Consider the following 11,758-nt stretch of genomic DNA (forward strand, 5'->3'; position numbering starts at 1 on the left):
TTTCTTTTCTATTAATCCAATTCCTGATTTTGTATCAAGTTCATTCATAATTTTTAAGGCTTTATCATTTGCACAGTTGAATTGTTCTTTAATAGAATCCATTGTGTAATAAATAAAAACTTTTCCATCTTCATCTATCCACCCATTTTTATATGAAAGACCCATTCGATTAAGCATATATGAATACAAAACTTTAGCTTCAATAGAAATGCTCTCAAAAATCTCATCTTCCATTAATACCATAGGTAACCTAATGAAGTTATACATTTCAGATTGTCTATTATAAAAATAATCAAAATTCATCCCTGCCTCCTTTCTTTGAAATAAAAAAAGAGCAGCCTTATTTAAGCTACTCTTGTAGAAAGTATAAAATGGGTTTTATCTTATTATATTTTTCTTTGTGTCTCCTCATACCAGTTGCAAAACTACTCTTACGTCCATATAGTTTTTTTGAGTCTTTTTGACGTATCCTTCTTCATCTTTATCGAAGACAAGATGCTTATAAAACTGCTTAAAATGCAGGATTTCTAAATTTACATCTTTTGTATCAACGCTATAGTCTCCACATGCATAGTTTGAGCAAACATATCTACAGCTTTCACCTCTTTTAGTTTATATCCCATATCCATAAATCTTTTGATATCTCTTGCGAGTGTTTGAGGATTACAGGAGATGTAGATTATGTTTTTTATTTTTGTATTTGCTAGGGTTTTGATTATTTCTTTATCTAGGCCTGCCCTTGGTGGGTCTACTGTTACTGTTTGTATTTTTTCTTTTTCTATGAATTTTTGATCAATGTATTTGGCGTTTTTGTCGATGAATTTGTAATCTGTTAAATTGTTTATTCTGGCATTTTCTTTGGCATCTTTGATGGCACTTTTGTTAATCTCTATTCCTACTATTTTATCATCATTTAAGGCGATTGATGATATTCCTGATCCACAGAAGAGGTCTAGGAGCTTTTTGTCAGCTTCTAGGTAATTTCTTGCATTTTGATATAAGTTTTGTATCTGATACTCATTTACTTGGAAGAAGTCATCTCTTGATACTTTAAATGATTTATCTTTTACTTTGAATATAAGATGGTCTTTTCCTATTGTTTTGATTTTCTTTTTGTTTATAATGTTAATGTTGTAAGGAAGGTATTTGTGATTTTCTATTAAATATTTGTATAATTCTTCTTCCTCTTTGCTATATATGTTAAGTAAGATCTCACTTCCGTTACTTCTGATGCTTATTTCTCTAATTATATTTCCTAAATTGTCAACTATAGACCTAATTAGATTTTGGATTTTTTCAAGATTTTTTCTTATATAATTATTAGCTAGAAGGCAATCTTTAATGGCAACTAGGTCATTCGAAGACTTCTTATTGTAGGAAAGATTTCCCTCCTTGTCTACTTGTAGTCTTATTTTGTTCCTATATGAGAGATTTTCGCTTGTTATTATTTCTAGATCGTCTATTTCTATTGAACAAGTTTTCTTGATTGCCTTTGTAATTAGATTTTTCTTTAGTTTTATTTGCTCGTCATAATTTATATCCATAATAGTACAACCCCCACATTCATAATAATATGGACATGGAGGTTGTGTATAATATGGGCTTTGTGAAGTTGTTTTAAGTTTTCTTGCTTCTATGAAATTTTTCTTTTCCTTGACTATTTCAATGTCGCAAGTTTCTCCAAAGGTCGCTCCTTCTATAAAGTAGACCTTTGAATCTTTCTTGCCAACTCCTCTGCCGTCTTGTAGGATATCAATTATCTCAATATCTTTAATGATCATTAGATAACTTTTGTTTCTCCTTTGTATATTACTCCGCCTATTGGATCTACTGTAATTGTTTCGCCTTCTTCTACGAGGTTGATTACATTTACAGCTCCTACTACTGCAGGGATTCCGAAGTGAACTGCGGCTACTGCTGTATGGCTTGTTAGTCCACCAGTTTCTGTTACTACAGCTGAAGCTTTTTCTATATATTCTGTAATGTCAGAATCGGTGAATTTCGCAACGATGATGTCGCCTTCTTCGAATTTGCCTTCTAGTTCTTTTTTGGTTGATCCAATTACAACTTTTCCTGATACTGATTTGCTTCCGATTCCTGTTCCGCTTGTCAAGATATCTCCAATAACGTGAACTTTGATTAGGTTACTTGTTCCAGATACTCCTAGTGGGATTCCTGCTGTTACTACTGTTAGGTCCCCTTCTTCTACGTAATTTTCAGCTAGTGCCCCAACTATCGCTCTTTCGATTAGCTCATCAGTTTCAGTTGCTTCTTGGATTACTATTGGATATACTCCCCACACAATTGATAGTTGTCTAGCAACTCTATCAGAGATTGTTGCAGCTATTATATTTGTCTTAGGTTTGAATTTAGATATTACTCTAGATGTGTTACCACTTGCTGTACAAGAGATTATTGCCTTGGCACTTAGCTCTTCTGCAATGTTTTTGGTTGATCTTGCTATTGAGTTGGTTGTTGTGTTTGCTGAGTGGATTTTAACATCGTATATATTTTGATAGAAGTCATCTGATAGCTCTGTTGTGATACAAATGTTTCTCATTGTCTTAACTGCTTCTATTGGATATTTTCCACCAGCTGTTTCTCCTGAAAGCATTACACAGTCAGTTCCATCGATAATAGCATTGGCAACGTCAGTTGTCTCAGCCCTGGTTGGTCTTGGGTTTCTAATCATTGAGTCAAGCATTTGTGTAGCTGTGATAACTGGTTTTGCAGCATCATTACATTTTCTGATTACTTCTTTTTGTACTAGTGGGATAAGCTCTGTTCTAATTTCTACACCGAGGTCTCCTCTAGCTACCATGATTCCATCACTTGCTTCTATGATTTCGTCTACGTTATCTACACCTTCTTGGCTTTCTATTTTAGAAATAATCTTTATGTGTTCTCCACCGTGATCTTCTAGAACTTTTCTAATATCATATACGTCTTCTTTTTTACGAACGAAAGAAGCTGCGATGATGTCAATGTCATTTTCTATACCAAATTTGATATCATCAACGTCTTTTGGTGTAATAGCTGGAAGGTTTGTCTTTGAACCTGGTAGGTTAACTCCCTTGTGGTCTGAAAGGATTCCGTTGTTTAGTGCCTTACAAACTACATCTGTGCCATCTTTAATTTCAATTACTTCTAATTGAACAAGTCCGTCATCTATATAGATTTCGCTCCCTACTGATACATCTTCTGGTAGTCCTTCGTAAGAAACTGATACGATTGATTGGTCACCTTCTACGTCTCTTGTTGTTAGGGTGAAGATATCTCCTGGTTTAAGGAAGATTTCGTCTACATTAAAGTTACCTGTTCTGATTTCTGGTCCCTTAGTATCTAGCATTATAGCTACAGGTACGTTTAGTTTTCTTCTGATTCTTCTGATTGTTTTAATCTTTGCTAAGTGCTCTTCGTGAGTTCCGTGAGAGAAGTTAAGTCTTGCGACGTTCATGCCGTTATTGATTAGTTCTTCAAGAACTGCTGGATCTTCACTAGCAGGTCCAATTGTACATACTATTTTGGTCTTTTTTAAAATTTCAGGTTTCATTATTACTCCTATCTTGATAAAGAATTTGCAAGTTCGTATAATCTTTCGTCGAATTCGCTCTTTTTACTTACTGCTTCGTCTATGCTAACTTCTATGATGCTTCCATCTACATAACCAATTGCAAGGTTTGTCTTTCCCTCTTCAAGCAGTCTAACAGCACGAGATCCCATTGATGAGCCTAATAGTCTGTCTACCGCAGATGGTGAGCCTCCTCTTTGTACGTGGCCTAAGATTGTAACCTTAGTTTCGATTCCAGTCTTCTCTTCTAGCTCTTTGGCAAGAGAATAAGGATCGCCAACACCTTCAGCAAGTGTGATTAGGTGGTGGAGCTTACCTCTTTTTCTACCATGTTCCATCTTATCGATGATTTCATTGATAGAGAAATTATGCTCTGGGACTATGATAGACTCAGCTCCTCCTGCAAGTCCTGAGTAAAGGGCTAGATCTCCGCAGTGACGACCCATAACTTCGATAACGACAGCCCTGCCGTGAGAACTTGATGTATCTCTTAGCTTGCCTATAGCATCTGTTACAGTTTCAATCGCTGTGAAAAATCCAATTGTAAAGTCTGTATATCCCATATCGTTATCAATTGTTCCTGGGATTCCTATTGTGTTGATTCCAAGATCAGATAGGGCCTTAGCTCCCTTGAAGGATCCGTCTCCTCCAATTACGATTAAGCCTTCAATGCCATAATCATTTAGGATTTGTGCACCTCTTTTTTGTCCTTCTGGTGTTTCGAACTCTAAGCTTCTTGCAGTACCTAGAATGGTACCACCCTTATGGATTATATCTGCAACTGATGATACATTCATCTCATAGATATCTCCTTGCATGAGTCCATCATAACCGTTTCTTATACCTTTGATACGTAAACCACTGTTAAGAGCTGTTCTTACCGCAGCTCTTATAGCGGAATTCATACCTGGAGCATCTCCTCCACTTGTAAGTATTCCTATAGTTTTCATAACAACTCCTTAAGTAATCTTAACATTTTCTTTTCCTAAAAACTCTTCTAATACTTTAATGCTTTTTTCATTAATATCAAACCATAATTTCTTATCTAGTTTGACACTTTTATTTTTGTCAGCAAAATATATAACAACGGGTGTGGTCCCCTTATTTTGCACTAGAATGTTTCTAACTTTATTATACTCTAAGTATTTAGATTTTAAGTATAAAGTTTTTAAATTTAATTTCTCTATGTCGACAAATTCGTTTGTTAATAGTTTTATATCTCTTTCATCTACTTGAAGGTTTCCCTTAACTATTACCGCACTATCTTCATCTATTACATTCCTATATTTCCTGTAGACTTCAGGGAAAATTACAATCTCCATTGACCCTTGCATGTCTTCAAGGGTTGCAAAGCACATCAATTGTCTTTTCTTGGTCATAATTTCTGACTTGTTTGTGATGACCCCAGCCATCGATACAAATTTATTATCGAGTAAATAAATCCTCGTATCATCTATATGGTCCTTGTAATCTGTTGTGAAGTTGACAAAGTCGTGAAGTCTATCTCCCAAATCTGATAAGGGATGGTCAGATATATAAAAGCCTAGGACCTCTTTTTCTAGCTTTAGTTTTGTCTTTTTAGGAAATTCATTGATTTCTTGAATTCTAACATCTTCTTTGGGCTTATCAGCTAAGTCGTCTAGTAAGTTAAGCTGCCCTTTGACGTTGATCTTCCTATTATCAGAGACAGCAGATATGGCCTTTTCATAGATGGCCATTAGGGAAGATCTGGTGTATTTTAAGCTATCGAAGGCTCCTGCCTTGATGAGGGATTCTACTCCCTTCTTGTTGAGAGATCTCGAATCGATCTCGTCGACTCTTTGGAGGAAGTCTTTGAAGTTTGTAAACTTTCCATCCTTTTTCCTAGCTTTCACTACAGAATCAATTAAGTTAGTCCCTACATTTTTGATTCCAGAAAGACCAAAGATAATCTTACCTTCTTCTACACTAAACTCAGCAAAACTCTTGTTCACATCTGGTGGAAGGACTTCTATACCTAAGGCCTTCGTTTCATTCACATAAAGATAAAGCTTTGATGATTGATCCATCACAGAAGAGATAAGATTTGCCATATATTCTTCTGGATAATAGTGTTTTAGATAAGCAGTTTGAACTGCAACTAAGGAATAAGCTGCCGAGTGAGACTTATTGAAGGCGTATTTGGCAAAGGAAATCATTTCATCGTAGATTTGATTTGCTGAAGACTCATCAACTCCATTTCTTACGCAACCTGGAATTACAATATTGCCATCCGGGTCAGTTTTTCCATTGATGAAAATTTCCCTATTTTCTTCCATAACTGCCATCTTTTTCTTGGACATGGCTCGTCTTAGATTATCCGCTTCTCCCAAGGAGTAGCCTGCAAGTTTTTGGACAATTTGCATTACTTGCTCCTGATAGACAATAATTCCATAAGTTACATCAAGGATTGGCTTAAGGGCCGGATCTATAAAAGTCACATCCTCGGGGTTATTCTTGTTATGGATGTATTTGGGAATCTCATCCATTGGTCCTGGTCTAAATAGTGAGTTTGCCGCTATCAAATCATCAAAGACTGTTGGCTTTAGATTCTTTAGGAAGTTTCTCATTCCCGCCGATTCAAACTGAAAAATTCCTATTGTCTTTGCCTTATTAAACTGATCTATAACATTTTTGTCGTTTACGTCAATTTGTGATAAATCTACGTCAATTCCCCTATTCTTTTTGACGTCCTTGATAGTATTTTTTATAACTGTAAGGTTTCTTAGACCCAAAAAGTCCATCTTAAGTAGGCCTAGCTCCTCGATTTCAGTCATATCGTATTGGGTAACTACCAAATCGTTGGATAGGGCGAGTGGAATTATGTCGGTTAGGACTTCCTTGGAGATAACCACTCCTGCAGCGTGGATTGAGGCATGTCTTGGAAGTCCCTCGACCTTTCTTGCAGTGTCGATTAATCTTTTTGCTTCGACATCACTTTCATAAATTTCTTTAAACTTAGATGAGGAATCAAAGGCCTTGTCAATTGTCATTCCTATAGCTTGAGGAATGAGCTTGGCAATTTTATCTACCTTAGCGTAAGAAATATCTAAAACTCTTCCTACATCCCTTACGGCATTTCTTGCCTGCATCCTACCGAAGGTTACGATTTGAGATACGTGATCTCTCCCGTAAAGCTCATTTACATACTCAACTACCTTATCACGGAGGACGTAGTCAAAGTCTATATCTATATCCGGCATAGAAACTCTTTCGGGGTTTAAGAATCTTTCGAAAATCAGCTTGTATTTTAAGGGGTCAATTTGAGTAATATCCAATGCATAAGATACTATAGATCCAGCTGCAGATCCTCTGCCTGGTCCTACTGCTATGTCATTTTCCCTAGCATATCTTACAAAATCCCAAACTATAAGGAAATAGTCTACATAGCCCATGTCAGCAATTACCTTTATTTCCTTATCTGCCCTCGATCTAATCTTTTCACTTATACTTCCATATTTTTTTATAAGTCCTTGATCTACTAGTTTTTTTAGATATTCTAAATCAGTTAGGCCTTCCTCAACCTTAGTAAAGTATGGGAGGTGGGGTTCATGGAAGGTAAATTCTACATTACATTGGTCAGCGATTTTTCGAGTATTTTCAATAGCCCCCTCATAGGCTCCAAAAAGTTCCTTCATCTCATCATAAGATTTAAGGTAAAACTCACTTGCTGGCATCTTCATTCTGTCTTCGTCCTTTACAAGCTTACCTGTTTGAATGCACAAAAGGACGTCTTGGTAGTAGGCGTCTTCTTTATTTATATAATGGATGTCATTAGTCGCAACTAGGGGAATGTCTTCTTCTTCGTGGATTTTCACAAGTCCCCTATTTACTGGATTTTGTTCTTTTATTCCATGATTTTGAAGCTCTAAGTAGAAGTTTCCCTTGCCGAAAGCCTCTTCGTATATTTGAGCCGTCTCTTTTGCCCCTTCGTAGTCATTTTCTATAAGTCTTTGACTAACTTCACCATTAAGGCAAGCCGACAAGGCTATAATATTATCAGAGTGCCTTTTTATAAAATCAAAAGAAACCCTTGGCTTATAGTAAAATCCATTTACATAGGCTTCTGATACAATCTTTATAAGATTCTTATAGCCATCCATGTTTTTTGCTAGAAGAATCAAATGATAATATCTCCTATTAGACGCTTCCTTAATCGTGTGGTCTTTCTCGCTAACATAGACTTCGCAGCCTATAATGGGCTTGATTCCACGCTTTTTGGCTTGCTTATAAAATTCTATAACTCCATACATCTGGCCATGGTCTGTGATGGCGATAGAATCCATTCCAAGCTCTTTCGCCCTATCGAGGAGGAGGTCAATTCTTGAGAATCCATCAAGTAAGGAGTATTCAGTATGAACGTGTAAGTGTGTAAATTTTCCTTCCATTTATCCTCCTCTATAAGTCTTCTGCAAGCTTTATAAATTTCTGTAATCTATAATTAACCTTGGCCTTACTCATCACAGGATCCATCATCTGACCGATTTCTTCTATAGAAATATAGGGATTATCAATTCTAATACTTGCAATTTCCTTCATATCTTCTGATAATTTATCGTATTCTTCGCTATTAATCACCGCTTTTATAGCGTCTACTTGCCTTAAAGATGCCTTAACCGTCCTGTCAATATTGGCCTTATCAAAATTTGTCTGTCTATTTATATCATTTCTTATGGACTTCATTGCCCTGACATTTTCTAGCTCGAACAAGGACTTATTCGCCCCTATTATAGCAAGAAAATCGCTTATCTTATCAGAATCCTTGATATAGACAATATAATAATCTCCCCTATCGTTGATCTTGGCATTTAAGTCAAAGGTATCCATAGATTCTTTGATAAGTTTAAGCTCGTTTTCCTCACGGGCTATGATTTCGAGATTGTAACCTCTTTGAGGGTCGTTAATAGAGCCTTTATAAATAAAGGCAATCTTAAGAAAAGATTTGATTTCATCTAAGGACACATCTTCTATATCATTAAAGTTATCTATAAAGCCCTCAGTCTTTTTATTAATCAAATCTTCCGATATATCATTATCTTCGACAAGAACTGTAAAAATTCTATCCTTATCCTTGAATGATTTATCAAAGATCTCGAAGGTTGAAGAATAGTCATACAAGTCCTTAATTAGATTATAAATATATCTAGCATATGAGTTGGACTCAGTTTCAAACTTGATGTTATAACCACCCATATTTATTCTTATAGAGCCAATAAAATGAATAATAGACAAGAGTTCGCCCATTTTTGAAATCGGCTCTTTTTTTAGTACTTCTTTCTTACATCTTTTAGAAAAAGACATATATCACCCTAGCTATCCAGCTATTTTTTTCCTCACTTTTTCAATAGTTTCCCTATCAACCTTGGCATAGAGTAAATAATCATCAAAAGTCTTGTATTTTCTTAGAATATAATCGTAGGCTTCCTTCATATTGTAAGGACTCGTAATTCTAAATACAGAAAATGGATCTTCTTCGTCATATCTTTCTATATAGCCAAGATGAGCTGAGCTTACCTCATAATCTGCTATGATATCAGCTCTTGCCACATTAGAAATACCCATAAGAATCATAGAAATAATTCCTGTCCTATCCTTACCTTCTTGACAATGAAAGAGGCTGACTCCGTCATTATCTGCGAATATTTCCATAATCTCTTTGACTGCCTTGTAGTTATCTATCAGATTCCTATAGCTTGCTCCTACTGATATTTCTTTATTGACAATCTTATCTATATCTTCTTGTCTAAACTCCCTATCTCCTGCAAGAGATACGTTGTAATAGTCGAAGTTATCCTTAATTTTGTCAATACTTTCCTTGTGAGGGGCAATCTCACCTTCACGTCTTAAGTCTATTACTCTAGTAACTCCCATCTCCTTAAGGTAGTTAATATCATAATCTTTCGCATCATCTAGGGTCGCTGTCCTGATAAACTTCCCCCAGTTAGTCACATTGCCATCAAGCGTTGGAACTCCACCTAAGTCTCTGGCGTTTTGAACATCCTTTAGGGGATATCTTTTAATGTATTTTTTTACCATCTATCCTTCTCTCTATGTTTCTTAACTAAAATGTAATCGTCATCTTTCATTCTCTCGTAGAGCTTTTCTACCATATATACTGACCTATGCTGGCCTCCAGTACATCCTATGGCAATATTAATTATATCCTTACCTTGATTTAAAAATTCTGGAACTAAATTCTTTATCATTCTATACAAATCATCTTCAAACTTCTTGGAAATCTCAAAAGAATCCAAATAATCTTGTAAATCCTTACAAGTTCCATTCAGCTTTTTAAGGTCCTTTATATAGTAAGGATTGGGCAAGAATCTCATATCAAATACAAATTCAAAATTATCACTAAGTCCATACTTAAAGCCAAAGGATATGAGATTTATTATGATTTTATCCTTTTTTAAGGCAGAATCTTCAATCACCCTCTTAAGCTCTGCAATTTTATAATTACTAGTATCTATAAACCTATCTGCAATCTTTCTGATAGGCTTTAGCATATCCTTTTCTTTCTCGATACCTTCGCTTACATTTCCATACTCACCCATAGGATGAGGACGTCTTAATTCGTTGTATCTCGTAAAAATCACCTCGTCAGATGAATAAATGTAGATGATTTCTGTATCGATATTGGCTTTCTTAAGCCTAAGGAAAGATTCGTAAAGGTCATCGTCTAGGGCATAGGACCTAAAGTCTATTACAACTGCCATTTTTTCTATGGGATTTTCTTGATTTGCGTTAAGCTCTATGAATTTTTCTATCAAGTAGGCTGGGACATTGTCCATAGCGTAATATCCCATATCTTCAAAGGCACGAAGGGCTGTAGTCTTACCAGAACCGCTAAGGCCTGTGATAATTTTAAGTATCATTAAAAGTCTCCGATTAGTTTAACTTCTCTTTCTAATACAAATCCTGTCTTTTCATTTACTATCTTAGAAACTTCTTCTATAAAAGAAAGCATATCCTCGCATGTAGCATTATCTACATTGATTATAAAACCACAATGCTTCTCGCTAACTTGGCATTCTCCCTTCCTATAGCCTCTCAGACCACATTCATCTATGAGCTTAGATGCGTAAGATCCTGTAGGTCTTTTGAAGGTTGAACCCGCTGATTTTCTATCTAGGGGCTGCTTTGTAACTCTTCTATCGGTGAAGTCTTGATATCTTTCTTCGATTTCTTCCTTATTTCCTGCTTCTAACTTAAAGCTTGCAGAAGAAACTATTAGGTCATCTTCAAAGATTTTGGAATGTCTGTAGGAAAAGTTCATTTGACTATTGGTAAAGTTGTATTCCCTGCCAGCAAAATCGAAGGCCTTGACATTAACACATATATCCTTAATCTCTCCACCATAGGCTCCTGCATTCATAGCAACAGCTCCTCCAACTGATCCTGGTATGCCTGATATCTCTTCCATGCCAGCAAGTCCTCTTTCTATAGCAAATAGGGCAAGCTCATTTAAGCTTGTTCCTGCAAGGGCTGTTAGGATATCTCCATCTCTTTCGATTTTGTCGAAATTATCTGCCAAAACTATGACACATCCCCTAATTCCCTTATCGCTAATTAAGAGATTGGATCCTCTTCCTATTACTGTCGTCTTGATATTTTCTCTATGATTTATCTTTAGTATATTTTGTAATTGCTCTTCTTTGTATGGTTTAATCATGACATCAGCTAATCCGCCTATGCCAAAAGTCGTGTAGTCGCTAAGCTTCTCTGCAAATAAAACTTCGCCTACATCCTCGTTTTTGTATATAGATTCTAAATCCATATTACCTCCTGCGATTCATTTAAATCTCTTTTATTACTACAAAGACTATACCATAAAGACTGTCCAATAACTATTGGAGAGACTTGCAAATTATTTTGGAGAAAATCGAAAGAAAAATTTGTAATTTGTCTTGATATTTGGTAGAATAATAAAGATGAATAAAAGCTAGGAGGTGTAAGAATGGCAAGAACATGTGATATCTGCAGTAAGGGAACACAATCAGGTAAGAGTGTAACTTTCTCTCACAGACAAATCAATAGAAAATTTAAGGCAAATGTTCATAAAGTTAAAGCTTTAGTTGATGGAACACCTAAAACAATAAATGTTTGTGCAAAATGTCTAAAAAGCGGTAAAGTAGAAAAAGCATAATTGCAAAATGTTTTTTTATT

Annotated in this window: 10 protein-coding genes; 1 reads left to right on the forward strand and 9 read right to left on the reverse strand. The window is 35.6% G+C overall.

The features are described 5' to 3' along the window. The 9 genes from MRZ08_RS00640 to murB form a co-directional block, all read right to left on the reverse strand. The coding region (locus MRZ08_RS00640; protein ID WP_297378020.1) for a replication initiator protein A at positions 1-303 on the reverse strand (303 nt) is incomplete at its 3' end. Between the two features lie 230 nt (positions 304-533). Further along, positions 534-1,781 (reverse strand): 23S rRNA (uracil(1939)-C(5))-methyltransferase RlmD, encoded by a 1,248-nt coding sequence (gene rlmD, locus MRZ08_RS00645; protein ID WP_297378023.1) that lies wholly within the window; start codon positions 1,779-1,781, stop codon positions 534-536. Then, positions 1,781-3,553 carry a pyruvate kinase gene (gene pyk, locus MRZ08_RS00650; protein ID WP_297378026.1) on the reverse strand — a complete coding sequence of 591 codons (1,773 nt, stop codon included), beginning with the start codon at positions 3,551-3,553 and terminating at the stop codon, positions 1,781-1,783. Before pyk ends, rlmD begins: the two co-directional genes overlap by 1 nt. Positions 3,554-3,561: 8 nt before the next feature. Then, positions 3,562-4,521 carry a 6-phosphofructokinase gene (gene pfkA, locus MRZ08_RS00655; RefSeq protein WP_297378030.1) on the reverse strand — a complete coding sequence of 320 codons (960 nt, stop codon included), beginning with the start codon at positions 4,519-4,521 and terminating at the stop codon, positions 3,562-3,564. A 9-nt stretch (positions 4,522-4,530) separates the two neighbouring features. Beyond that, the gene (locus MRZ08_RS00660) at positions 4,531-7,977 is read right to left on the reverse strand and encodes a DNA polymerase III subunit alpha (protein WP_297378033.1); all 3,447 of its coding nucleotides are present in this window, start codon (positions 7,975-7,977) and stop codon (positions 4,531-4,533) included. 10 nt (positions 7,978-7,987) lie between these two features. Then, positions 7,988-8,890 carry a DNA-binding protein WhiA gene (whiA, locus tag MRZ08_RS00665; protein ID WP_297378036.1) on the reverse strand — a complete coding sequence of 301 codons (903 nt, stop codon included), beginning with the start codon at positions 8,888-8,890 and terminating at the stop codon, positions 7,988-7,990. Between the two features lie 12 nt (positions 8,891-8,902). After that, positions 8,903-9,625 (reverse strand): tyrosine-protein phosphatase, encoded by a 723-nt coding sequence (locus MRZ08_RS00670; protein WP_297378038.1) that lies wholly within the window; start codon positions 9,623-9,625, stop codon positions 8,903-8,905. Further along, on the reverse strand, positions 9,619-10,467 hold the full coding sequence (gene rapZ / locus MRZ08_RS00675) for an RNase adapter RapZ (protein WP_297378041.1): 849 nt from the start codon (positions 10,465-10,467) through the stop codon (positions 9,619-9,621). The genes MRZ08_RS00670 and rapZ overlap by 7 nt, the downstream gene beginning before the upstream one ends. After that, entirely contained in the window at positions 10,467-11,369 is a 903-nt protein-coding gene (murB, locus tag MRZ08_RS00680) for a UDP-N-acetylmuramate dehydrogenase (RefSeq protein ID WP_297378045.1), read from the reverse strand. The genes rapZ and murB overlap by 1 nt, the downstream gene beginning before the upstream one ends. 180 nt (positions 11,370-11,549) lie before the next feature. Between murB and rpmB the strand changes: the two genes are divergently transcribed. Next, positions 11,550-11,738 carry a 50S ribosomal protein L28 gene (rpmB, locus tag MRZ08_RS00685; RefSeq protein ID WP_297378049.1) on the forward strand — a complete coding sequence of 63 codons (189 nt, stop codon included), beginning with the start codon at positions 11,550-11,552 and terminating at the stop codon, positions 11,736-11,738. Positions 11,739-11,758: the final 20 nt, after the last annotated feature.

It is taken from the genome of Anaerococcus sp. (genome assembly GCF_022770135.1).
Classification (GTDB): Bacteria; Bacillota; Clostridia; order Tissierellales; family Peptoniphilaceae; genus Anaerococcus.

Bases quoted from the DNA above. Each gene is read 5' to 3' on its own strand.
- rlmD (WP_297378023.1), bottom strand. From the start codon at position 1,781: ATGATCATTAAAGATATTGAGATAATTGATATCCTACAAGACGGCAGA.
- pyk (WP_297378026.1), bottom strand. From the start codon at position 3,553: ATGAAACCTGAAATTTTAAAAAAGACCAAAATAGTATGTACAATTGGA.
- pfkA (WP_297378030.1), bottom strand. From the start codon at position 4,521: ATGAAAACTATAGGAATACTTACAAGTGGAGGAGATGCTCCAGGTATG.
- MRZ08_RS00660 (WP_297378033.1), bottom strand. From the start codon at position 7,977: ATGGAAGGAAAATTTACACACTTACACGTTCATACTGAATACTCCTTA.
- whiA (WP_297378036.1), bottom strand. From the start codon at position 8,890: ATGTCTTTTTCTAAAAGATGTAAGAAAGAAGTACTAAAAAAAGAGCCG.
- MRZ08_RS00670 (WP_297378038.1), bottom strand. From the start codon at position 9,625: ATGGTAAAAAAATACATTAAAAGATATCCCCTAAAGGATGTTCAAAAC.
- rapZ (WP_297378041.1), bottom strand. From the start codon at position 10,467: ATGATACTTAAAATTATCACAGGCCTTAGCGGTTCTGGTAAGACTACA.
- murB (WP_297378045.1), bottom strand. From the start codon at position 11,369: ATGGATTTAGAATCTATATACAAAAACGAGGATGTAGGCGAAGTTTTA.
- rpmB (WP_297378049.1), top strand. From the start codon at position 11,550: ATGGCAAGAACATGTGATATCTGCAGTAAGGGAACACAATCAGGTAAG.